Origin of the sequence: Nocardia anaemiae NBRC 100462, assembly GCF_001612725.1 — a bacterium.
GTDB classification, from domain to species: Bacteria; Actinomycetota; Actinomycetes; order Mycobacteriales; family Mycobacteriaceae; genus Nocardia; species Nocardia anaemiae.
The window spans coordinates 165,810-189,168 of record NZ_BDAZ01000003.1 but is presented as its reverse complement, the minus strand read 5'-3'; the positions used below and the strand labels follow the sequence as shown (position 1 = coordinate 189,168).

Annotated in this window: 23 protein-coding genes; 13 read left to right on the top strand and 10 right to left on the bottom strand. The window is 64.0% G+C overall.

Going from position 1 to position 23,359, the window contains the following annotated elements:
* Window positions 1-40: 40 nt before the first annotated feature.
* The 4 genes from NA5_RS03290 (at window position 41) to NA5_RS41735 (ending at window position 3,008) form a co-directional block, all read left to right on the top strand.
* Window positions 41-664, top strand: a complete 624-nt coding sequence (locus NA5_RS03290) for an AIM24 family protein (protein WP_062981783.1) — start codon at window positions 41-43, stop codon at window positions 662-664.
* A gap of 11 nt (window positions 665-675) precedes the next feature.
* Complete coding sequence (locus NA5_RS03285) at window positions 676-1,407, top strand: AIM24 family protein (RefSeq protein ID WP_062981708.1); 732 nt, start codon at window positions 676-678, stop codon at window positions 1,405-1,407.
* Window positions 1,408-1,410: 3 nt separating this feature from the next.
* Entirely contained in the window at window positions 1,411-2,178 is a 768-nt protein-coding gene (locus NA5_RS03280) for an AIM24 family protein (RefSeq protein WP_062981706.1), read from the top strand.
* 107 nt (window positions 2,179-2,285) lie between these two features.
* The gene (locus tag NA5_RS41735; RefSeq protein ID WP_218020040.1) at window positions 2,286-3,008 is read left to right on the top strand and encodes a hypothetical protein; all 723 of its coding nucleotides are present in this window, start codon (window positions 2,286-2,288) and stop codon (window positions 3,006-3,008) included.
* A 33-nt stretch (window positions 3,009-3,041) separates the two neighbouring features.
* Here NA5_RS41735 and NA5_RS03270 read toward each other — a convergent pair whose 3' ends face one another.
* The 7 genes from NA5_RS03270 to NA5_RS03240 all read right to left on the bottom strand — a co-directional run bounded on the left by NA5_RS03270 (window position 3,042) and on the right by NA5_RS03240 (window position 10,146).
* On the bottom strand, window positions 3,042-3,905 hold the full coding sequence (locus NA5_RS03270) for an LLM class F420-dependent oxidoreductase (RefSeq protein ID WP_062981704.1): 864 nt from the start codon (window positions 3,903-3,905) through the stop codon (window positions 3,042-3,044).
* The gene (locus NA5_RS03265; RefSeq protein WP_062981702.1) at window positions 3,902-4,258 is read right to left on the bottom strand and encodes a MerR family transcriptional regulator; all 357 of its coding nucleotides are present in this window, start codon (window positions 4,256-4,258) and stop codon (window positions 3,902-3,904) included. Before NA5_RS03265 ends, NA5_RS03270 begins: the two co-directional genes overlap by 4 nt.
* A gap of 67 nt (window positions 4,259-4,325) precedes the next feature.
* On the bottom strand, window positions 4,326-5,111 hold the full coding sequence (locus tag NA5_RS03260) for an HAD family hydrolase (RefSeq protein WP_245672065.1): 786 nt from the start codon (window positions 5,109-5,111) through the stop codon (window positions 4,326-4,328).
* A gap of 56 nt (window positions 5,112-5,167) precedes the next feature.
* On the bottom strand, window positions 5,168-6,277 hold the full coding sequence (locus NA5_RS03255; protein ID WP_062981781.1) for a cysteine protease StiP family protein: 1,110 nt from the start codon (window positions 6,275-6,277) through the stop codon (window positions 5,168-5,170).
* Between the two features lie 50 nt (window positions 6,278-6,327).
* Window positions 6,328-7,671 carry a phosphoribosyltransferase family protein gene (locus tag NA5_RS03250; protein WP_062981697.1) on the bottom strand — a complete coding sequence of 448 codons (1,344 nt, stop codon included), beginning with the start codon at window positions 7,669-7,671 and terminating at the stop codon, window positions 6,328-6,330.
* Window positions 7,668-8,879 (bottom strand): HpcH/HpaI aldolase/citrate lyase family protein, encoded by a 1,212-nt coding sequence (locus NA5_RS03245; RefSeq protein WP_157110203.1) that lies wholly within the window; start codon window positions 8,877-8,879, stop codon window positions 7,668-7,670. The genes NA5_RS03250 and NA5_RS03245 overlap by 4 nt, the downstream gene beginning before the upstream one ends.
* A gap of 49 nt (window positions 8,880-8,928) precedes the next feature.
* Entirely contained in the window at window positions 8,929-10,146 is a 1,218-nt protein-coding gene (locus NA5_RS03240) for a coiled-coil domain-containing protein (RefSeq protein WP_062981696.1), read from the bottom strand.
* A 144-nt stretch (window positions 10,147-10,290) separates the two neighbouring features.
* Here NA5_RS03240 and NA5_RS03235 point away from each other — a divergent pair, with 144 nt between their 5' ends.
* Both NA5_RS03235 and NA5_RS03230 read left to right on the top strand, forming a co-directional pair.
* Window positions 10,291-10,866: a TerD family protein gene (locus tag NA5_RS03235; protein ID WP_062981694.1), complete on the top strand. Its 576-nt coding sequence runs from the start codon at window positions 10,291-10,293 to the stop codon at window positions 10,864-10,866.
* Window positions 10,867-11,076: 210 nt separating this feature from the next.
* A complete protein-coding gene (locus tag NA5_RS03230; protein WP_062981692.1) occupies window positions 11,077-12,186 on the top strand; it encodes a DUF475 domain-containing protein in 1,110 nt (369 codons plus the stop codon).
* Between the two features lie 75 nt (window positions 12,187-12,261).
* Here NA5_RS03230 and NA5_RS03225 read toward each other — a convergent pair whose 3' ends face one another.
* The gene (locus NA5_RS03225; RefSeq protein ID WP_245672064.1) at window positions 12,262-13,191 is read right to left on the bottom strand and encodes a DMT family transporter; all 930 of its coding nucleotides are present in this window, start codon (window positions 13,189-13,191) and stop codon (window positions 12,262-12,264) included.
* A gap of 89 nt (window positions 13,192-13,280) precedes the next feature.
* On the opposite strand from NA5_RS03225, the gene NA5_RS03220 reads away from it, so the two are divergent.
* The gene (locus NA5_RS03220) at window positions 13,281-13,817 is read left to right on the top strand and encodes a CGNR zinc finger domain-containing protein (RefSeq protein WP_062981690.1); all 537 of its coding nucleotides are present in this window, start codon (window positions 13,281-13,283) and stop codon (window positions 13,815-13,817) included.
* A gap of 12 nt (window positions 13,818-13,829) precedes the next feature.
* On the opposite strand, the gene NA5_RS03215 is transcribed toward NA5_RS03220, so the two are convergent.
* On the bottom strand, window positions 13,830-15,224 hold the full coding sequence (locus NA5_RS03215; RefSeq protein WP_062981688.1) for a glycosyltransferase 87 family protein: 1,395 nt from the start codon (window positions 15,222-15,224) through the stop codon (window positions 13,830-13,832).
* 193 nt (window positions 15,225-15,417) lie between these two features.
* Here NA5_RS03215 and rpsF point away from each other — a divergent pair, with 193 nt between their 5' ends.
* From rpsF to NA5_RS03190, 5 genes are all read left to right on the top strand, one after another.
* Window positions 15,418-15,705 (top strand): 30S ribosomal protein S6, encoded by a 288-nt coding sequence (rpsF, locus tag NA5_RS03210; RefSeq protein WP_040697500.1) that lies wholly within the window; start codon window positions 15,418-15,420, stop codon window positions 15,703-15,705.
* An 84-nt stretch (window positions 15,706-15,789) separates the two neighbouring features.
* On the top strand, window positions 15,790-16,326 hold the full coding sequence (locus NA5_RS03205) for a single-stranded DNA-binding protein (RefSeq protein ID WP_062981686.1): 537 nt from the start codon (window positions 15,790-15,792) through the stop codon (window positions 16,324-16,326).
* 55 nt (window positions 16,327-16,381) lie between these two features.
* Complete coding sequence (gene rpsR / locus NA5_RS03200; protein ID WP_040697505.1) at window positions 16,382-16,633, top strand: 30S ribosomal protein S18; 252 nt, start codon at window positions 16,382-16,384, stop codon at window positions 16,631-16,633.
* Window positions 16,634-16,649: 16 nt separating this feature from the next.
* Complete coding sequence (gene rplI, locus NA5_RS03195; RefSeq protein ID WP_062981683.1) at window positions 16,650-17,102, top strand: 50S ribosomal protein L9; 453 nt, start codon at window positions 16,650-16,652, stop codon at window positions 17,100-17,102.
* A 704-nt stretch (window positions 17,103-17,806) separates the two neighbouring features.
* Window positions 17,807-20,905 carry a replicative DNA helicase gene (locus NA5_RS03190; protein WP_062981681.1) on the top strand — a complete coding sequence of 1,033 codons (3,099 nt, stop codon included), beginning with the start codon at window positions 17,807-17,809 and terminating at the stop codon, window positions 20,903-20,905.
* Between the two features lie 63 nt (window positions 20,906-20,968).
* On the opposite strand, the gene NA5_RS03185 is transcribed toward NA5_RS03190, so the two are convergent.
* Complete coding sequence (locus NA5_RS03185) at window positions 20,969-21,916, bottom strand: LysR family transcriptional regulator (protein ID WP_062981679.1); 948 nt, start codon at window positions 21,914-21,916, stop codon at window positions 20,969-20,971.
* A 110-nt stretch (window positions 21,917-22,026) separates the two neighbouring features.
* Here NA5_RS03185 and NA5_RS03180 point away from each other — a divergent pair, with 110 nt between their 5' ends.
* Entirely contained in the window at window positions 22,027-23,289 is a 1,263-nt protein-coding gene (locus NA5_RS03180) for an MFS transporter (RefSeq protein ID WP_062981677.1), read from the top strand.
* The last annotated feature ends 70 nt before the right edge of the window (window positions 23,290-23,359 follow it).

Below are 23,359 nucleotides of genomic sequence, written 5' to 3'. Positions count from 1 at the left end.
TATACCCGTGTTCCCCTACCAGACAGCAGGCAAACTCCCTATGGCGCAACTGTTCGAGCAGTCGAAAAAGGTGATCGAGGCACACCTCGCCGGATCGAGTATCCGCGCGATTTCCGGCTCGATGGTTGCCTACGAAGGAAATGTGCAGTTCAAATCGGCCGGTTTCGGCGGCGGCGACGGTGTGCTCGCCGGGCTCAAGCGGCGTGCCACCGGCGAAAAACTGTCGCTGATGGAATGCAGCGGCAACGGCCGGGTCTTCTTCGCGGTCAACGGTCAGCACGTCACCGTGGTGAATCTGAACAACGAGACCCTGCAGGTCGAATCGCAACAGCTGCTGTGCTTCGCCGGAAACCTGCGCACGGACGTGCGTTTCGCCGGTTTGCGCGGCGCGTCCTCGGGTGCCGGTCTGTTCACCACCACGGTTACCGGACAGGGACAGGTGGCATTGCTCTCGGCGGGCGGTCCGCTGATCCACCTCGAGGTTTCGCCGCAGTATCCGCTGATCGTCGATCCGGACGCCTTCGTGGCCTGCCGGGGCAATCTCAATCAGTCGTTCGTGACCGATGTTTCGTGGCGCACCTTCGTCGGCCAGGATGCCGGAGAGGCGTTCTCGCTGCGCTTCGACGGTCAGGGCCTGGTGTTGATCCAACCGGCGGAACGGTAAGGGGACCAGCGATGTTCGAGAAGGTCAACGGCAAGGTCGTCAAGGTGAACGTCGGGATGGCGGGCGGTGTGGTCGCCCGCAACGGCGCGATGCTGTTCTACACCGGCGATATTTCCTTTGCGCCACACCAGATTCCGGGCGCCGCCCCAGGCATGGGCGGTGGCGGAATCATGCGGATGGCGGGTCGGATGATGGCCGGTGAGCACGAGCGCACCATGCTGGCCACCGGAAACGGCGAGGTGCACTACGGCTTCGCCGGGCTGGAAGTGCATGTGGTGCAGATGCAGCCGGGCGCTGTGCTGCGCGTCGAAGCTTCGCGCCTACTGGCCAATACCGCCGCGCTACAGAGTTCGATTGTGTCCGTGATGAGTTCGGGCGGCGGCGGCGGTGGCGGCGGGCTGATGGGTGCGTTGCGCGGCGCGGCAAGTGGTGCGCTGACCGGTCAGGGCATGTTCACCACGCAGCTGTCCGGACAGGGCGCGGCGGTGCTGCTGGCGCACGGCGGATTCCTGGAACTGCCGGTGGGCGGCCCGCTGAGTCCATCTGGGGGAAACCCCCAGACCCCCGGGCAGATCGTGGTGGATCCGCAGGCCTTCATCGCCGCCTACGGCAATGTGCAGACCGAGTTGAAGACGGCGTTGAGCTGGCGCGATGCGGTCGGTCGCGGCTCCGGCGAAGCGATGCAATTGCATTGCGTCGGACAGGGTGTCGTTTACGTGCAGGCCTCGGAAGAGAAGTTGTGAACCATGACCGATATCTTGAATCCGATGAATCTCGGTGAGAGCGACAATCTTCCGGGCAACAGCTACGCCTACTGCATCGACCTGAACAAGCCGTGGTTCATGCGCAAGGGCGCGATGATCGCCTACTACGGCGATATGCGATTCCAGATGCTCACTCACGGATTGCAGGGCGGACTGCTGCATATGGTCTCGCAGCAGTTCTCCGCACCGCTGTTCACCGGCGACTACGTGATTGCCGAAGGGCACGGCAAGCTGATCATCGGCGATCGCGGTTACGACATCAATTCCTATGACCTCGAGGACAACGGCAACCTGACCATCCGCGCCGCCAACCTGCTCGCCTTCGAGCCGGGACTGTCGCTGAACCAGTCCATCGTTCCCGGATTTCTCACCCTGATCGGCACCGGCAAGTTCCTGGCCTCCTCCAATGGCCCGGTCATGTTCGCCGAACCGCCGCTGCGCGTCGATCCGGAAGCCCTTGTCGGCTGGGCGGATTGCCCATCCCCCAGCCACCACTACGACCAGCGCTGGGTCTCCAGCTTCCTGGCCGCCGGTGCCGCCCGATTCGGAGTGAACTCCGGTGAGGAGCGCCAGTTCGACTTCACCGGCGCGGGAACGGTTCTCATCCAATCCAGTGAGAAGATCCTCAGCGATTCCGCGCTGGTCCGCACCATCGAGGGCCAATTGCAGAGCGGCATGACCGTCGGCGGCCTACAGCGGTTGCAGGGCGTCATCGCCCAACAATTAGGTGCTCAACAGCAAACTTACTGAACCGGATGACCGGACGATCATCCCCGGAGTCCTACCTTCGGCGGACTCGGCACGCCCCGACCGGCGAATAGCTTTCCCAACAGCAGGCATAGTGTTGGGAGGCACTCATGAGTATCGGACTCGTGATCGCGATCGTCGCGGTCATCGCGCTGGTGGTTAAGCGGTTCTACGGCGAACCGATGAACGCCCGCGATACCTTCGGACCCCCGGTCATCCTGTTGGCGATCGGGGTCTACAGCGTCAGCAAGGTCACCGATCTCAACGGAACCGATATCACCTGGCTGATCATCGGCGGCGCTGTCGGCCTCGCCTTCGGCGCGCTGCGCGGCACCACCATCGGCATCTTCACCCGCGACGGCCACCTGTGGCAGCGCTATACCGTGCGCACCGTGATCGTTTGGGCAGTCTCGATGTTCGCGGGCTTCGTCATCAGCGCTCTCGGCACAACCATGGGCATGCACCACGACGCTCGCCCCACCACCTTGTCCATCGGCATCAGCATGGTCGGCGAAATGCTCACGCTCGGATTGCGTGCTCTGTCCACCGGAGTCCCGTTCGCCCCCGCCAAGGCATCCTCCAGCTCCCTACTCGACCGCTTCGCACCGCCAGCATCCGAGCCGACGAATCCCGTCTACCCGCGCCCGAACCGCCCCGAGACGGAGGACCATCCCCCGGCACCGAACCATCGGTATCCCAACCAGTCTCACCCCGAAATCAACGCCGCGCCGTACCCATCCGCATCAACCCATCCCTACCAGCCGCCGCGCCTCGACCACTCCCCGACGCTGCGCGATGCCCTCGACTGGCTCAACCGCACCCGCAACCGCTGACTTCGCGCGCGAAAGCGAGGGACTGTCGCCCCGTCACGGCTTCGACGTCAATCCGAAACGCTCTGCGAAAGCGGACATTTCGTCGAACTGCACCGCCTGGTCGGTGGCGGTGGCGCCCACGACGATTCGGGTCACGCCTTGCGCGGCGAATCCGTCGACCCGATCCCGCGGCATATCAATAGACCCCCATCGGGTGTATTCCAGCGCACCCGGATCTCGGCCCGCCGCAACGGCGGTCGACTTCGCGAGATCCCACTGCTCCGCACGTTCGGCGGGCATCAGCATGCCACCCGCGAAATACCCATCGCCACGTCGTCCCACCCGCTTCGCGGCGGCCCGACTCGATCCGCCGATATGGATCGGCAACTGCGCTCCGCCATGGGGTTTCGGGAATATGCACAGCTTGTCGAACGAGAAGAATTCGCCGTGGTAGTCGACGCCATCCGCACCACCGGCCCACAGCAGGCGCAGCACATCGATCGCCTCATCGGTCCGACGGCCGCGAGATGCGAAGTCCACGCCCACCGCGGCGGCCTCGCCAGGCAAGGTGCCGAGCCCCACTGTCAGCAACCGCATTCGGCCCTTGGACAGCAGGTCGATGGTCGCGAGCCGCTTGGCGAGCACCACCGGATGCCGATACGGCAGCAGCAGCACACCGGTGCCCAACAGGATTCGCTCCGTGGCCGCGGCGATGTAACTCAAGCAATCCAGCGGATCGGGAAACGGCGTTGTCGGTGGCATTTCGTACGATCCGATCGCCGCACCCGGATAGAGCGCAATATGATCCGGCAAGAGGATCGACTCGAAACCGCACGCCTCGGCATGTTGCGCGAACGCCATCAGCCGGTCCGGATCCGTACCGTAATACGGTGTGCTGTAATTGATTCCGAATTTCATCGGGACGCCGCCGCCGCGTCGAGCTGTGCACGCAATTGCGCTCGCACCGCATGCAACCGATCGATGGCCGCCTCGACTTCGTCGAGTTTGCGCCACAGCGTCGCCACCGAATCCGGGCAGACATCCCCCGAGGTATTTCCGGCACGGATACAGGCGACGAACGGGCGGATATCGTCGAGATCGAAGCCTACGTCGAGCAGCGTCCGGATCTTGTTGACGACCTGCAGCTCCGACTCGTCATAGACGCGATACCCGTTGGTCGAGCGTCGCGCCCGCACCAAGCCGTGCTCCTCGTAGTAGCGCAGCGTTCTGGTACTCGTCCCGACGCGCTCGGCCAGCTCACCGATCAGCATTCGACCTCCTTCACGACCCATCGGGAGCAACGCTAAACCTTGTCACCGGTGTCAAGGCAAGGGTCGGCTACGTGGCTTCCGGTGCGGCCTTGATGAACCAGTTGATGATCTCCTCACCCGCGAGAATTCCGGAGGCGCGGGTGATGGTGAGGTTGGGGTGGGTCCAGTTGAGTTGTTCGAGTTCGCCGTGGCGCGGACGGATGGCGGAGTCCGCGGTGCGCAGCATCTCGGCGTCCAGGGCACCATCACCTGCCGCGAGAGTCACGGCCGCAGCCGTGAGCTCGTCGTTTTCGACCAGGCGGCGGCGGACTTCGCGCACCGCGTGACTCTTACAGACCACCATGGGCATCGTGTAGATCTTGCGGCCCTGCTGGGAGACCGACCAGCCGCGCGGGCGGCACCAGGCATCCCATTCGGCGAGGAAGCCGTCGGGCACTTCCTTTGGCTTGACCACCAGGTAGGTGAACAGATGATCGGCGACCCGGAATTTGGTGACCCAGGAATCGTCGATCCGGGCCCGCAGTTCGGTATTCACCTCCGACAGCGTCGCGCCACTCGCCCGCACCTGCGCGTCGATATCGATGCGCCAGCGCATATCCGGCATGCCGTCGACCAGGATATTCCCGCCATTGCTGGTAATCGCGTATCGCCAGGGGGCACCGGGCAATTGGATGCGCTCGAACTGCTTGATGGTCCGGGTAGTGGTGGGGATGACGGCGGCGGGTTCGGTCAGGGTCTGCATTCGCAGGGCGGCGGCGGTTGTCATGAACGACAGCGGCGCGCCCTCGAGATGCTCCACACACACCATCGGCACGTCGGTTGTGGCGTGGAAAGCATTGCGCGAGTAGATCATCGTTCGGTCTAGATCGGTGGCAATCAGAGCGTGTCTTCGTAGTTTTCGCAAATGCATTACTGCTGTACGTCCTTGATCAATCCCATGCACGAATAGGCCAGGTCGGGTACGACCTCGACCGGAACACCGCGGGCCGCGGCGAGCAGACGGATATGTGCGTGTTCCGGTGCGTCCGCCGCACGCACCAGCACCCGCCACGGCAGCCGCCGCAGCAATACCCGGGTCGTCTCGCCGACACCGGGTTTCACGAAATTCACACTGGCAATGCCGTATTCCTCGCGCACCTTGTCGACCGAGGCCCAGCCGGTCCAGGTCGGTGTCCGATCCTCGGCGCGCACGGCGGCCAGTTCGGCGGGCACGCGATCCCGGATCGCGTCGGAGGCGGCGGTCACGGTGTCGAGCAGGCGACCGGAGACATCGTCGGCAGCCAGTTCGCGATAGAACTTCGCACCGTGGAATTCACCTGGTCCGATCAGTGTGTCATTGAGCACGGTGCGCGAAATCAGGCCGGACACCGTGGAATTCAGGCAGGCGGAGGCGATCAGGAAGTCGTCTCGGGTGCCGTAGGTACGCACGCAATGTCCCGGATCGGCGAGCACCGCGAGCTCGTCATTGAACCGGGCGCCGCCCGCGGCGTGATAGGCGTCCAGCGCTTCGGTGAGTTCGCGAGTGATGGCGCCCTTGCCGGTCCAACCGTCGACAAACACGACAGTGGCCGGATCATGGTGCCGAGCAAGGTAATCCAGCGCGACGGAGTCGATGCCACGATCACGCACAATGGATACCGCATAGTGCGGCACCTCGAGGCCTCGAGACCGCAGCCAGCGCCGCATGAGAATTCCGATCGGCGTTCCGGCCCGCGCCAGCGAAACCAGCACGATATCGGTTCCGCGTTCGGCGATCACGAGTTCCGATACCGTCGCGACGGCGAGCGCGAGCCGCTCGGCACTCTCGGCCAATACCTGCTCGAACAGCGAGCGGTATGCCGCATCGGGCTGATATTCGATCGGCAGCGATTCCGCGTAATGCGCGGCACCGGACTGGATCCGGCGTTCTCGCTCGGCTACATCGGCCTCGAGGTCGACCTCGGACAGATCCTTCAGCAGCCAGGAAACCTCCTCGGCCGCATACGATCCGAAGGCTGGACCATGCAGCGGAACGGGCAGCTCCAAGGCCGATTGCGCAGCGATATTCGATTCCGGCACAGCGTTCGACCTCATAGCATCCTCGCTTCGGCCTCGGTCCGTTCCGCATGCAACAGCCGCGGATCCGCACCCGGCAGCACCGCCAGAACGACATCGTCACCGGATGCGGTCAGCACATCGATCAGACCGCCTTCGGCACGCAGTTCATCGGTGTCGGCAGGAGCGTCTATGACGACGACCAGAACCGGCTCGACGCTGTCCCCCAACGCCGCGAGTTCGGAAAGCGCGTCCTCGATCCAGTGCGCGTTGTACAGATAACGCGGTTCCAGCTCACCGGCTTCGGGCGCGATGAACCGAAAGCCGCGCCGCAGTGGATATCCCGGCTCATCCAACACATACGCGGGCGAGCGAGTCGTCGTCTGAAAACGCGTCGGAATCCCGGCATCGGCCAGCTCGGCCGCCAACCGCAATGGCAGATACATCAACTCCTCATGCCCGAGCACAATCGCGGGCCGATCAGCGAAATCATCGGCGAGCCGAACCCGCAACGCCTCGGCGGCCTTTACCAGCGCCGCCTCGAACGCATCGGTATCGGACCGCAGAATCCCGTGCCGACCGCCCTCGGGAACCGAGGCAGGCCAGGGCAACTCGACTCGATCGAACGAACCACGCTGCGCCGCAGTCGGATTCAATACGGGATCCGGCATCGATGACACGGTCTTGACCAGATCATCGGGCAGCAACGTGCGCCCGGACGCCAAACACACTGTGTCTATCCGCGCACCCAACTCCTCGGCCGCCGCCTCGAAACGCGCCCGATCGACCTCGGTCCGCATATCCACCAGCGACGCCAGCACATAGTGTGCACGCGGCGAAAACCCGTGCAACGCCCACACCGCATCGATCGCGGTATCACCAGTCGAAATCTCGTCGTCGACGAGCACCAGCGGCAGGTCGTTGACGAAGATATCCGCGGGCGCGGGCTGCAGCAGATGCGAGGTGGCGTGCGAATGCCCCTCCTCGAAGCCGGTCAGAGTGGTCACATCGGGCACCTGCCGACGTGTCGAATGCAGATAGCATCCGGCCCCGATCCTTGCCGCCACGCAATGCCCCAAACCCGTTGCGGTCTCAGCGAATCCGAGGACCACGGCCTCGCGCTCGCCCAGCACCTCACGCACCAGATCGCCCAGTCGATTGCCCGCGCCGAGGACTACTCGCGGATCTGTAGGCAGATGTTTCCCCAGCACCGTCGAAACCAACAGGTGCGCGCGACGTGGATTGCGCCGCAGCCCCGGCTGAATCAAAGTAGCGATGGGCAATTCGGCGGGCAGCACGTCAACCGATCCGCCCCCGTGCGAGTGCTCGTGCCGCAACTCGATACCCAAATTGGTTGTCGCCCAAGGGTCAATTCTCATTCAGTTACCAATGCTGTCAATAGATCCACGAACGAAACACCCTTATTGGCGACACCGAAAACCCGGGCCCGCAGCAGCGTCTGACGTGCCCAACTGCGATGCGGCCGCATCTCGTTCATCTTGTTCCGATATCCGGACGCCGCCACCCCACCGACATCGACCTGCAGAATGTCCAGCGCATCCGAATACTCCTCATGGGTCACCACCGATAGCGCATGCACGGCCGCGACATGTGACGGATGGATCACCGTCTTGCCCTGGATCCCATTGGCGCGGTCCAGCGTGATCTCACGTAGTAGCCCGTCCAGATCGCGACTGACCAGATAACGCCGGAACGGCACCGCGTCGGACTCCTCGAACGGCGCGGTCCGCAGCAGCGGTCGGAACATCCGCTCGTGATCGGCGAAGTATTCCCAGACCGGCCCGGTGATCACGAAACCCGTACCATCCGAACGCCCCAGGTAATTCACGATATCGGCGATGACGTCCGCGACCACCCGCACGTCGTAGATGGTCAGATCCCGGTCACGGCGAATGCCGAAGGTCGAGCACATATCCGTGGCACCGATGCGCACCGCGAGTATCCGCTCCCGATGCTCGGCCAACAGCCCCGCGATCTGGGTCAGCTCCTGATCCCGGGTCTGCCGATGCACCAGCGCGGGCGATTCGAGCACGGGCATGCCGTACACGGGCCTGCTCAGTCGTTCGGCAGCCGCCTCCAGCGCGGCGAGATATTTCGGACCGCTCGCACTATCGAATTTCGGAAAGACGAAGCCGGTCAGCGCCGCCGCACCGATGCCGAGTTGTTCGACGATTTCGGTCACGGTATCCGCGTCGCGGACACGTACGAACAGCAGCGGATTCGGATCCTCGCTCTCGGCAAGCAGATTCAGCGTCGCGACGGTCTGCCGCTTGGCGAATTCCACCTCGTGATCGGCGACGGCGTCCTCGAGATCGATGACCATCGAACACACGCCGCGCGCGGCCCGCTTGCTTATCGTCGAGGCGAGGTCGGCGCGGGTCGCCGGTGCGTACAGCGTGGCGCCGAGCGCGAACGCCAGAATTTCCCGGTCGGCATCGTCGCCGAACGGTTCCGGTTGTCTATGGAAAAGGTGCCGCGCCTCCGGGCCGTGCAACTGGCGAAAATGGCGCAGCGGCAATTGCTTTCGCAGGGAAACCCGTTGCTGGACGACGATGCCCGCGGTCATCGCTTCGCTGTCCTCATCCCTGATGGCGGTGGCCGCATAAACCCTGGCCTCATTCTCGTCGTGGTCCTGCTTGCTTTCTCATTCGATCCACTACCCCGGCTACGAACTCCGCGACGGTATCCAATTCGGTCACATAGGCCCAGTAGTCGGGGTGGCGCCCCGACAGGTTTTCGGTGATTCGATCGATCCGGTCCACCTGTGCGTCGAGCACAGAGCCCCATTCGCCGACGAGCCCGCGGCTCACCGCGAGCATTTGTGCGTCCCGCAGCCGAAATCGTACGGCCTTGGCCTTCTCTTGGGGATTCTCACGGACCTCGCGCAACAATGTCAGCCGTTTGGTGACAGCGTCGATCAAGTGTTCGGCCTCGGTGAGGTAGCCCCGTGCGGATGTGGTCAGATCAAGTGCAGACTCCGGATTGTTTTCGGCCGCCGCCGCACGCGCCCGCACCAGGGCGGCATCCGCGGCATCGATGGCCTTTTCGCTTTCCCGCCCATTGTTGGCCAGATCCGCCGAACTCGCAGCATTGAACTCGCGCAGCAGCTCCGAGTAGGCCGGTGCCAGCCGTTCGCCACGAGTGCGCACCGCGGCCAATCTGGTGGCTACCGAGGTGATCGCATTGGCCGCCGCCGCGGCCCGAGATGGCGCCTGCGCCAATGCTTCTGCCAGCGCCTTCGTCGCCGACTCCAGGCGATTGGCGGCCTCCCGGATACTCGCGGCGGGCACCTCGGAACCGAGCGCCTCCAGTGTGAGCAGCGCCTCATCCACCGCCGCCGCGTGCTGGCGCACCGACGGGTAGCCAGCGTATTCGGATTCGGCGGCCTGCCTGCGCACTCCGGCCGCCGCGATCTTCACCTGCTGTGCGAATTGCGGCACCGTGCCGAGTACCGCGACAGCCTGTTCGAGCTGGGACTGATTGCCCCGATAGAACTCGTCGACGGCACGGGCCGCGTCGGTCAGCTGCCGCGCCAGGGCGTCCACCCGCGGCTGCCCCTGCGGCATCGGCGTGTCGTCGCGCTCGGCGTTGTCCAGTTCCTCGGTGAAGGTCAGATATGCGCCCGCGGCGTCATAGCATCTGCTGCGCACGGGTTCCCATTTCGCGCTCATCCGTCGCTCCGGGAAGACCTGTTCACAGGCGTGCACCGCCGCCTCGGCCGCGCTCTGGCGCCGATCCATATCCAGGAACGCGGCCGCCAGCGTCGACCGGGCCTGTGCAATCCATTCATTGTTCCCGGACGAACGGAACCATCCGCGCCTACGGCCTGCCACGCCCCGATGTTAGGCGGTGGACTAGTTCGCCGGGCATACACCAGTTCCTACGCAAGATTGCCGAAACCTACTACTGTCGTAAGGCGTACCCGGCGATTCGGACAATGCTGGGAACCACAGACGTCTATTGAAAGGGAACCCCGCATGGGTGTCAGTTTGTCCAAGGGCGGCAATGTCTCGCTGACGAAAGCGGCGCCGAACCTTACCGCTGTCTCCGTCGGGCTCGGGTGGGATATTCGTACGACCACCGGCACCGACTTCGATCTGGATGCCAGTGCGATCGCGACCGGTGGGGACAAGAAGGTCGTGTCCGACAAGCACTTCATCTTCTTCAACAACCTCAAGTCGCCCGAGGGCAGCATCGAGCACCTCGGCGACAACCTGACCGGTGAGGGCGAAGGCGACGACGAGGTGATCAAGGTCGACCTCGCCAACACCCCGCCGACCATCGAGAGCATCTTCTTCCCGGTCTCGATCTACGACGCGGACACCCGGCAGCAGTCCTTCGGCCAGGTGCGCAACGCCTACATCCGCGTTGTCGACCAGTCCAATGGCACCGAGCTGGCCCGCTACGACCTGTCCGAGGACGCCTCGACCGAGACGGCCATGGTCTTCGGCGAGCTGTACCGCAACGGCGCCGAGTGGAAGTTCCGCGCCATCGGCCAGGGCTACGCCTCGGGCCTGGCGGGTATCGCCCGTGACTACGGTGTGAACGTCTAAGAGGTAGCTATCCGTACAGGGGGCTCGGCGACGGGCCCCCTGTACGCATGTCCGCGGAACGATTCGCCTCGCCGCTCCGTTGGACAATCGACGGTTCGGCGGCCACGCTGGAACCATCATCGCGACCGCGGGTTGGTTCGGCCCTCGGATTTACATCGGCAAAGGCGCGCTCGGACAGACATTCGACCGCCGCACGGAAAGGGTCTCCGCGTGGTCCTGCGCATATTCGGCATGTCCATCGTTGTCACGGTGATATCGCTCATCGTGGCGTTCCTGTACGGCGGGCCGACCGCGCTGGCGTTGGCCGCCATCCTCGGCGTCCTCGAGGTCTCGTTGTCGTTCGACAACGCGGTCATCAACGCCACCGTGCTCGAACGCATGAACGAGTTCTGGCAGCGGATCTTCCTCACCGTCGGCGTGATCATCGCCGTATTCGGCATGCGGTTGGTCTTCCCGTTGGCGATCGTCTGGATCACCGCCGGCCTGAACCCGGTCAAGGCGTTCGACCTGGCGCTGAACCCGCCGGCCGATGACGCGCTGGTCTTCCCGGACGGCAGCCCCAGCTACGAGAAGCTGCTCACCGACGCGCATCCGCAGATCGCCGCGTTCGGCGGCATGTTCCTGCTGCTGCTGTTCCTGAACTTCATCTTCGAGGAACGCGAAATCACCTGGCTGTCCTGGCTGGAGAAGCCGCTGGCCCAGCTCGGCAAGCTGGATATGCTCTCGGTGGTCGTCGCGAGCGTCGGCCTGGTGCTCACCGCGGAATTCATCGCGGGCGACGAGGAGCGCGCCACCGTCCTGGTCGCCGGTCTGCTCGGCATGATCACCTACATCGTGGTCGATGGCCTCGGTTCGCTGTTCCACACCGAGGAGTTCGAGGAATCCGCGGACGGTGGACCGTCCCAGCTGGTCAAGGCCGCTGGCAAGGCGGCGTTCTTCCTGTTCCTGTACCTCGAGGTGCTCGACGCGTCGTTCTCCTTCGACGGTGTCATCGGCGCCTTCGCGATCACCTCCGACCCGATCATCATCGCCCTCGGCCTCGGTCTGATCGGCGCCATGTTCGTCCGCTCGATCACCGTGTACCTGGTGCGCAAGGGCACACTGTCGGAGTACGTGTACCTCGAGCACGGCGCGCACTGGGCGATCGGCGCGCTGGCGGTCATCCTGTTCGTCTCGATCGGCGTGCACATCAACGAGATCGTCACCGGTCTGGTCGGCGTGGCGTTCATCGGCGCGGCGTTCATTACCAGCATCATTCGAAACCGGCGCGAGGATACCGACGAAGTCGAGAGCGCACGAGAGGTAACCCCGGTAGCCTGAATTCCGGCGGATAGCAGCAGAATTCGAGCGGCGGCGGCCTCCAACCGCTGCCGCTTCTCTTTGCCCGAGAGGGATTCAGCGCACGGGCACCGGCTGCCGCTGATCGACTGCGGGCGTCGGGCGGCGCGAGGCGCACACCATGCCGATCAGCCCGACGCTGAGTCCGGCGGCGGCGAGGGGCCGCAGCGGCTGATCGATGAACAGCCAGGCCAGCACGGCGGTGACCGCGGGAGTCGCGAAGAACAGACGCCCGACTCGTGTTGCCTCCCAACGCTTCAGCATCGCGTTCAACAGCAGGAATGCGATCATCGAATTGACCAGCACCATCCAGGTGAGCGATTCCACGAATCGCGTCGCATCCCAGATGTGCAATTGGCCGGTGCACCAGGCCAATATGCCCGCGATCGGCGCGCTCGCGGCCATGTGGATGGCGGTGGTGGCGCGCGAATCGACCTGCGGTACAAAGCGTTTCTGGTAGATCGTGCCGACACTGAGGCCGAGCAAGCCGATCACGCACAGCAGCAGACCGACCAGTGACATGCTCGATTGGTCGAGTACCGCCAAACCGACGCCGACACCACCGATGCCGAAGCCGAACCACTGTCGCGCCGTGACGGTTTCGCCGATGAATCCGGCCAGCAAAGCGATGACGACCGGATTGAGCCCCTGCACCAGGGCGATGATCGCGGCCGAAACATGCAGGCTCATCGCCGTGTAGAACGCGCCGAACTGCACGATCTGCATCAGCAGACCCGCGATGACGACATGTTTGAGCTGGTGCGCGCTCGGCCAACTCGCGCGAATCACGCTGGCGTACACCGCGAGCAGGACCGCAGCGATGGCGAAGCGCGCGAACAGCACCGTCATCGGCGGTGCCGCGCCGACACCGATGACCCCGGCGATGAAGGCGCTGCTCCACAGCACGACGAACAGTGGTTGCATGCCCGCCGCAAGGGAGGGCTTGTCGGTCGTGCGGAACAGCGGGTCCAAGAGCAGCGTCTTCACGTGCACTCCTACAGGCTAATAACCATCTGAGGCGGTTACTAACCGTCGCACCTTGGTGCATAACCTGTCAAGGTGGTTATTATCAGAGGGTGTTCACCTTCGTGAGCGGTAACCTCGCCTTGGACTTCGCAGGCACGGTCAAGGCCCGTGCCACGACGTTCGACGACTTCCTCGCCACCCCGGCGGATCTGGACGAGTGGCTGCTCGCCGCCGAGCTCCTCGACACCCCTGCACACTGCGATGCGGCGACGCTCGACCGGGCGGTATGCCTGCGCGAGGCGGCCTACCGACTGGCCATGGCCGCGGCCAGCGACGAGCCGTTCGCGGATGCGGACCGCAAGATCGTCAACGAGCTCGCAGGCGGCGAACTCCCCAGGCTCACTTTGCGATCCGATGCCACGATCACCCGCCACGGCGCTCCGGATGCCGCACTCGCCGCGATCGCCCGGTCCGCAATCGAAATGCTCGGCGGGCCGGAGCGGGGGTTGATCAAGCAATGCGGCCGCGTCGAATGCACGCGGCTGTACCTCGATACCTCACGCGGTAAGTCGCGCCGCTGGTGCGATATGACCATCTGCGGCAACCGCGCCAAAAGCGCCGCCTTCCGCGCCAGACACGCCGACTGACCCCGGTTCGTGCTAGCCCACCTGTACCAGGCTGCCGGGTTCGAATCGGGGTATCCGCGGCGGTTCGGGTCGGAATCCACGCGGCCGCGCCCGTAGGAACAGGAAGAAGAACACCACCAGCAGCGCGGCTCGTCCCCATACGCCGAATTGCACGACATTCTCCATCGAATCCACCGAGTTGCCCGAGACGATCGAATAGAAATACCGGAAGACGCCGATCCCGATCGCCGCATCGGCGACCAGATACGCGCCGATCGCCGCCCACGGCACCTCGAGCAGAACCATGAACGGCACCAACCACAGCGTGTACTGCGGCGAATGCACCTTGTGGAACAGCAGGAAGCCGCACAACATCGCGCCGCTGACGCCGATCCACGGGAAGGTGCCGGTCCTGGCGAATCGCTTCCAGCCCAACCACATTGCCAGCGCGAACGAGGTCAACACCAGCGTTGGCGACGCGATCGAGACGGCATGCTGAAATGCGCTCTCACCGTCGGCATCCTGAGCGAACACCTGTCGAAGTCCCCAGTACCAAATGGAATTCGTGGTGATGTCGGCCTGGCGCAATTGCTGGAAGGTGATCGATGCGCGCCAGCCGTCATAACCGGCAAGTGCGAACGGCAGATTCACCACGACCACCGTACCGACGGCCGCCGCCGCGGTCAGCAACGCACCGCGCACATCGAACCTGGTCGGCGTCGGATCATCCATATCGCGCTGACCACCGGTGAGCACATAGGCCAGCAGAGGCAGCACGAAGATGCCGGGATACAGCTTGAGACAGAATCCGATACCGAGCAGCACCGCGGCCAAAATTCCCCTGGTGCGCAAAGAATATCGGGTCAGCGCGGTAACCACGTACACCGCGGCGACCGCCATGCAGACCACGGGTAGCTCCCAGTTGTGGAATGCGTAGAGCACCAGCGGCGACCCCGCCGCCCACAGCAGCGCCGCCCACCCGGCCAGTCGAGCAAGCAGCCAAGCGGTCAACAAGGCGAACGGCGCCAATAACAAGGCCGAATGCAGCAGGAATTCCGCATCGTTATCGGCACCGACCCCGCCGAGCCACATCAGCACCCCGCTGAGCACCGGATATTCGACCGCGCCACCGGTCAACGTGCCGTCATCGGTGATGCCGCCGTCGATGTACGGAAATACGTGCTGATCGATATCGCGCCCGAGCCACAGGAATTGAATATCGGAATAACAGACGTCCGAATCCTTGATCACATCGAAGATCGCACTGCGACCGTTCTCGGCGAACGGCGCACCCGCGCACCGCGCCTTGTTCGCATACGCGAGCGCCAGCGTGAGGCCGCACAGCAACACCACCACCGCCGCAGTCACGGCCGCGCTGCGCGTCACTCCCCCGACGATCCTGTCGCGGGTGGCGAGTCCGGTCGGCATGCGCACCACCCTAGGCCGCACGGTGCGACGACGCCCGTGCTTCCCCCCACCAATGACCATACTGGCACCGCCGCTGGCATCGATTTCGCTGCTCAACGGGCGTTCATGTAGCCTTGTCGGGTTGCTGACGCAACGACCCTCCTGCCACGGACCGTCCGTGGCCGTTTCCTAGTCCACAGGAGGTGATTGGTCCGTGCGTCATTACGAAGTGATGGTCATCCTCGATCCGAGCCTGGACGAGCGCACTGTTGGTCCGTCGCTGGACAACATGCTGAGCGTCGTCAAGACCGATGGCGGCAAGGTCGACAAGGTCGACATCTGGGGCCGCCGCCGGCTCGCCTACGAGATCGCCAAGCAGGCCGAAGGCATCTACGCCGTGGTCGATCTGACCGCCGAGCCCGCCACCGTGAGCGAGCTCGACCGCCAGCTGGGTCTCAACGAGTCGGTGCTGCGCACCAAGGTTCTGCGCCACGGCAAGTGACTCTCGATTGCGTCGGTGCCTGTCTCTAGGCTCTAGCGCAAAAGCGAGTGCACTGCGGACTGCATACCGAGCAGGAGGAACCACATGGCAGGCGACACGGTCATCACCGTCATCGGGAACTTGACGGCCGATCCCGAACTTCGATTCACGCCCGCGGGCGCTGCGGTGGCGAATTTCACCGTCGCATCGACTCCCCGCGTGTTCGACCGTAATTCGAATGAATGGAAAGACGGCGAAGCGCTTTTCCTGCGCTGCAACATCTGGCGTGAAGCTGCGGAGAATGTCGCCGAAAGCCTGACCCGAGGCGCCCGTGTGATCGTGAGCGGACGGCTGAAGCAGCGCTCCTACGAAACCCGCGAGGGTGAGAAGCGCACAGTCGTCGAGCTCGAGGTCGACGAGGTCGGTCCCTCGCTGCGCTACGCCACCGCGAAGGTCGCCAAGGCCAGCCGCGGCGGCGGGGGCGGCGGCTTCGGTTCCGGTGGCGGCGGTGGCAACTTCGCTCCGGCCGGTGGTGGTGGCGGCGGCAGCCGTTCCGGCGGCGCCGACGACGACCCGTGGGGCAGCGCACCCGCGGCAGGCTCCTTCGGGGGCGGCCGTGTAGACGACGAACCGCCGTTCTGAGAACGGCTCACATCGGCCCGATTGTTACTGGGCCATCATTGATTACGGAGTAACCATGCCTAAAGCGCCCGCGCGCGAAAAGGTGCTGAAGAAGAAGGCTTGCACCTTCTGCAAGGAAGCCAAGTCCGGCACCGTCAATATCGATTACAAGGACACCGCCCTGCTGCGGAAGTACGTCAGTGATCGCGGCAAGATCCGCGCTCGCCGGGTCACCGGCAACTGCGTGCAGCATCAGCGCGACGTCGCCGTTGCCGTGAAGAACTCGCGTGAGGTGGCCCTGCTGCCCTACGTGTCGACGGCTCGCTGAGAAGGGAGGCATCGCAATGAAGTTGATTCTTACTGCTGATGTGGACAACCTCGGTGCCCCCGGTGACACCGTGGAGGTCAAGGACGGCTACGGCCGCAACTACCTGCTGCCTCGCGGCCTGGCGATCGTGGCCAGCCGTGGCGCACAGAAGCAGGTCGAGGGCATCCGTCGGGCGCAGGACGCGCGCAAGGTGCGCGACCTGGATCACGCCAATGAGCTGAAGCAGGCCATCGAGGGCCTGGATTCGGTTTCGCTGTCGGTCAAGACCGCTGGCACCGGCAAGCTGTTCGGCTCGGTGACCCAGTCCGACGTCGCCGCCGCGATCAAGTCGGCCGGTGGTCCGGTCGTCGACAAGCGCAGCATCGAGCTGCCGAAGTCGCACATCAAGACGGTCGGCAAGCACAACGTCGTGGTGCATCTGCACCCCGATGTGGTCGCCAAGTTCGACCTGCAGGTCGCCGCGAACTGAGTTCATTCGAAGGCCACTCTTGTGTTTCGGCACAAGGGTGGCCTTCGGCTGTGCGCATGGACCTACTGTGCGGGCGCGGCTGGTGAGCTATGCCTTCCGGATAAATAGCCAAATATTTGCGATATGGTCGACGCGGTGATCTGGACCATTTTCGGCAACCCGCTGCTATCGGCTCTACCACCGGTTATTCGGCTTGTGGATCGCTGAGAAAACCAACCGGAAGCAATGTGATCCACGCCATAGCCACTGAACGCGCTGTTTACCCACAACACGCCCGGCTGTTCAACTAGACCGACACGCCGCACTTCATTCATCCACACGTGGATAGATCAAGAAATCGATATCTATCAGCGTGTTTGAGCGGTGTGACCTGGGTTTTCCCCAAGTTGTACACAGGGGGTGCACAACGTTAGGTAAACAGTCCCCAACTTATCCACAGGTGTGTGCACATTGCGGTTTGGCGACTGCCCATCGGGTCGCCTAGGTTCGTCGCAACATCGTGCACGCACCACCCGGAACGGCATGATTCGGCACCTGCCGAGGCGGTTTGCTGGAACCGCAGGTGAGGCCCGCTGGCGAGGTCGCTCGGTCGTGGTGCGCTGCCGAATGTGTCGTAGCCCGGGAGTACAACGAGTGATCAATAGGGTCGGCGGGTAGGCGTTTTCGAACGGCCTGCAAGTGGCGAGAGAGGACGGTCGAGTCTGGTGACCACCACCGATGACCGCGGGCACACGGACTATCCGCCCGAACCGCCCGGTGAGGACTTCGGCAGGCAGCCCCCGCACGATATGGCGGCCGAGCAGTCCGTGCTCGGCGGCATGCTGCTGAGCAAGGATGCGATCGCCGACGTCGTCGAGGTGCTGCGCCCCGGTGATTTCTACCGTCCGGCCCACCAAGCGGTCTACGACACCATTCTCGATCTCTACGGCCGCGGCGAACCCGCCGACCCGGTCACCGTCGCCGCGGGCCTGGACCGCCGCGGCGAACTCAAGCGCATCGGCGGCCCGCCCTATCTGGTCACCCTGACCCAGACCGTCCCCACCGCCGCCAATGCGGGCTACTACGCCGAAATCGTTGCCGAGAAGGCGATTCTGCGCCGCCTTGTCGAGGCGGGCACCCGCATCGTGCAATACGGCTACGCGGGTGCGGACGGCCAGGACATCGCCGAGGTCGTCGACCGCGCCCAGGCCGAGGTCTACGAGGTCACCGAACGCCGCACCACCGAAGACTTCCTCCCGCTCGAGGAACTCCTGCAGCCGACGATGGACGAAATCGACTCCATCGCCTCCCGCGGCGGCATCTCCCTCGGCGTCCCCACCGGCTTCACCGAACTCGACGAACTCACCAACGGCCTGCACCCCGGCCAAATGATCATCGTCGCGGCCCGACCCGGCGTCGGGAAGGCCCTGGCCCTGGACACCCCACTGCCCACACCCACCGGCTGGACCACCATGGGCGAGGTCTGCGTAGGCGACGAACTCCTCGACGCCCAAGGCCGCCCCACTCGCGTCCTGGCCGCTACCGAAGTGATGACCGACCGGCCCTGCTACGAGATCGAATTCTCCGACGGCACCGTGATCGTCGCCGATGAGCAGCACCAATGGCTCACTGAATCCGACCTGCACGAGGGCAATCGCGTGGCCGTCCGCACGACCGGCGAGATTGTCCACACCCTGCACGGCCTCGACGGCAGCTTGAACCATGTGGTGCCGGGCACCGCTCGATCGGGCGCCCGACACATCGTGGACGCGCGCAAGATCGATAGCGTGGCGGTGCGCTGCGTCGAGGTCGACAACGCGGAACACCTGTACTTGGCTGGCCCGACGATGCTGCCGACACATAATTCGACGCTCGGCATGGACTTCATGCGCAGTTGCTCGATCAAGCACGGCCTCGCGAGCGTTATCTTCTCCTTGGAGATGAGTCGCACGGAGATCGTGATGCGCCTGCTTTCGGCCGAGGCGAAGATCAAGCTCGGTGATATGCGGTCGGGTCGGATGAGTGATGACGACTGGACCAAACTGGCTCGGCGAATGAGCGAGATCAGCGAGGCTCCGCTGTTCGTCGATGATTCGCCCAATCTGACCATGATGGAGATTCGCGCCAAGGCACGGCGGCTGAAGCAACGCCACGACCTGAAACTTGTTGTGGTGGATTACCTTCAGCTGATGACCTCGGGCAAAAAGGTCGAATCCCGACAGCAGGAAGTCTCGGATTTCTCGCGAAACCTGAAACTCCTCGCCAAGGAACTCGAAGTCCCGGTAATCGCGATCAGCCAGCTGAACCGTGGTCCCGAACAGCGAACCGATAAACGCCCCATGGTCTCTGACCTGCGCGAGTCTGGTTGCATGCCTGCTTCGACTCGAATTCTGCGCGCCGACACCGGCGGTGAGACCACTCTCAGAGAGCTGCTGGACAGCGGTGAGCAGCCGCTCGTCTGGTCACTGGACGAGCGGATGCGGATGGTGGCGCGTCCGATGGTGAAGGTGTTTCCGAGCGGCCGCAAGGAAGTGTTCCGGTTGCGACTCGCCTCAGGGCGTGAAGTCGAGGCAACCGGCAACCACCCGTTTCTAACCGTCGACGGCTGGATCGCGCTGGAGAAGTTGGCCATCGGCGATCGCATCGCGACTCCACGCCGAGTACCGGAGCCAGTGCACACGATCCGAATGGCGGACGCGGAACTAATCCTGTTGGCACACATGATCGGCGACGGCTCATGCGTCGAGCGCCAGCCGATCCGCTATGCCAGCATCGACGAGGAGAACCTGACCGCAGTCGCTGAAGCGGCAACGCATTTCGGGGTGACCGCGGTCCGTGACGACTACGCCGCAGCCCGTGTGACAACCTTGCGGCTGCGCGCTCCTGGCCGCCTGGCCCGCGGCAAGCGCAACCCCATTGCCGCATGGCTGGACGAACTCGGACTGTTCGGCTTGCGCAGCTACGAGAAGTTCGTCCCCCAGCAGGTTTTCGCCCTTCCCAACGACCAGATCGCCCTTTTCGTGCGCCACCTGTGGGCCACCGACGGCTCGGTCCGCTGGGACGTCAAGGGGCGCCAGGCCCGCGTGTACTACGCATCAACCAGCCGCCGCCTCATCGATGATCTGGCCCAACTCCTGCTTCGTCTGGGTGTGCACGGACGCATCAAGAGGGTGCCCAAGGCGGGTTACCGTGACTGCTGGCACTTGTCCGTTGACGGCGCGGACAACCAAACCATCTTCTTGCGTGATATCGGCGTCCACGGTGCCCGAGGACGCGCTGCGGAATCGGCACTGACCGAACTGGAACCGATAGCGCGCAACACGAATGTCGACACGGTCCCCAAGGAGGTCTGGACCAAGGTCCGCGACCTGCTGTCCACCAAGAACATGACCCACCGCGAATTCTCTGCCGCTATGGGCTCACGCTTCTGTGGCTCCGCCATGTGGAAGCGCTCGCCCAGCCGCTCCCGTCTGGCCCGAGTCGCCGTCGTCCTCGACGACGCCGACATCGAAATGCTCGCAACGAACGACGTATTCTGGGACAAGATCGTTGAAATCACCAGCCTCGGTGAGCAAGATGTCTACGACGGCACGGTTCCTGGGACACATAATTTTGTGGCACAAGGCATTTCGGCGCATAATTCGCTGGAACAAGATGCGGACATGGTGATTCTTTTGCATCGCCCCGACGCGTTCGAGCGCGACGATCCGCGAGGTGGTGAGGCCGATTTGATTGTCGGTAAACACCGTAACGGTCCGACCGCGACCATTACTGTTGCGCACCAGTTGCATTTGTCTCGGTTTGTCGATATGGCTCGCGGCTGACGCCTCGCCATCGAGACCCCTGCAGCGGCCACTATCTCGCCGAGGAATAGAGCTCGTCGCGGCTCACCTGTGCGACTTCTTCGGGTAGCGCGCCCAGTCCGGTGTCCATACGTCGGCGCTGGATGTCGTTTTGTATCTGGTGTGTAGGTAGGCGAGGAAGTTGGCGAGGACGGGGTGCGAGTTGTCTGCGCGCCAGATTATGGAGAGTGGGTAGACCGGGGTCGGGGCGATGATGGGGATTCGGCGCAGGTCGTAGCTTTCCGGCCAGAGGTAGCGGGAGCCCTCACCGACGAAGGTGGCCAGTTGGGCGGAGTCGGCGAGTTCGGCGAGGAGCGCTTCGATGCCGAACATCGGCCCGATCGTGTCGATGGTGAGTCCGAATGCGGTCGCCATATCTTGGTAGTAGCCGATCGGTTCAACGTCGGACATGCCCGGCATCCAGATGGGGTGATCGGTGAGTTCGGCCAGTGTCACGGTCTTGGCGTTCGCCAGCGGATGCCGTGGGCCGACGAGCAGTTCGTGACGGTCGTCGATGACCCGCGATGACCGCAGTCCGCTGGGGACCGCGAGGTGTCGTAGGGATCTGAAGGTGGCGTCGATGGTGCCCGCGCTTACCTCCGCCAGCGCCGACTCCGCGTCAGCGTTGACCAGGGTGACGACATCGAGCTCGATATCGGGATGTTGCTGGTAGAAGGCATGAAGAATGTTGGAGGGCGCGATCCTGCGGGCCACGACGTCGATCCGAAGGGCCCTGCGCCCTGGCGTCACGGCCGCGGTGGCACGTTCGGCGGCACGGATGAGTTCACGAGCATGCGGTAGGAATGCTTGTCCGTCGACGGTCAGTCGCACTCCCCTGGCGATCCGCGCGAAAAGCTGAACTCCGAGTTCTCGCTCGAGCGTGGCTACTCGTTTCGACGCGGCCTGCTGGGTGATTCGCAGATCGTCGGCGGCGGCTTGGAATTGGCCGGTTTCGGCGACCCCGACGAAAGTACGAACCGCATCGAGATCCACGAGCGAAAACGTACTCCCACAACGAAAAGTTGTGACACTCCGCTCGATTCGTTGTTGGTGCCAGCATCCATCGACCGGGTTCAATCTCCCCCACAACAGAGGGAGCTGATATGTGGCGGAGGACGAGCCTGGGTCGGACATTCGGGTGGTTGTGGGCCGCCTACGCGGTCAGCGCCTACGGGACCGGGCTCGGATTCGGCGCCTTCTCGGTTGTCGCCATCACCGTTCTGCACGCTGGTTCCGCGCAAGTGGCGGCCCTGTCGGCAGCTGGGCTCGCGATCGGCGCGGTACTCGCGATTCCGCTCGGGCCGTGGATGGAATTTCGCGCCAAGCGGCCGGTCATGATCGCCACGGACCTGATCCGTTTCGCGGCGCTGGCATCCATACCGCTCGCCTACTGGCTGGGTGGGTTGTCCTTCGCGCAGCTGTCGATGGTCGCCATCGTCACCGCCACGGCGAAGATCGCGTTCACCGCCGCCAGTGGCGCTTACCTGAAGACCATCGTCCCCGCCGATGGTCTGCTGGTGGCCACCAGTCGTTTCGAGTCCACCACTTGGTCGGCCACGGTCATCGGACCGCCAGTCGGTGGCGCCGCCATCGGACTGTTGGGGCCGGTGACCACTGTTGTCGTCGATGCGGTGAGCTACCTGCTCTCGGCGCTCGGCATCACCGCGATCAGGGAACCCGAGCGGGCCCCGCTCCCGCGAAAGACTCGGACGCGTCGTTGGAGCGACATCGTCGAGGGGTGGCGCTACATCCTCAGCCACCACACGCTGTGTCGGTTCTTCGTGAACACCATGCTGGTCAACGGCCTGATCATGGCCGCGGAGCCACTGTTGTCGGTGCTGATGCTCGCCGATTCGAATTTTCCGGTCTGGCAGTACGGGCTGGCATTCGCGGTTCCGTGTATCGGCGGCCTGCTCGGGTCACGACTGGCCCGCCGCATCGTTTCCCGCTGCGGCGAACAGACGGTGCTGCGGGTCTTCGGCACGCTACGTGCATGTTGGCCCATCGGACTTGCGTTCGTTCGGCCAGGCTGGGCCGGGCTCGCGATCGTGATGGTCACCGAGTTGGGGCTGATCATCTGCATCAGCATCTTCAACTCCGTCTTCGCCGCATATCGGTTGAACAACACCGATACCGATCGCCACGCCCGGGTCCTGGCCGCGTGGTCGATCACCAGCAGCATCAGCATCGCGGCGATCACCGTGACGTGGGGTGTGCTGGCACAACTCACCAGCCCTCGCGCGGCCATCGCATTGGCCGGGGTTCTCCTGCTGGCCACGCCCTTCCTGCTGCCGCGGCAAGCCACGCCAGAACCGATCCCGTCGAATGAACAGCCGGTTGTCGCCAGCGACAGTGCGCGAGCGTGATCCGAAATCATCTACGCGCGAGGTAGCTCGGCCGACCATAGGGTCAGCGAGCGCGTCTCGTCCACCGTTG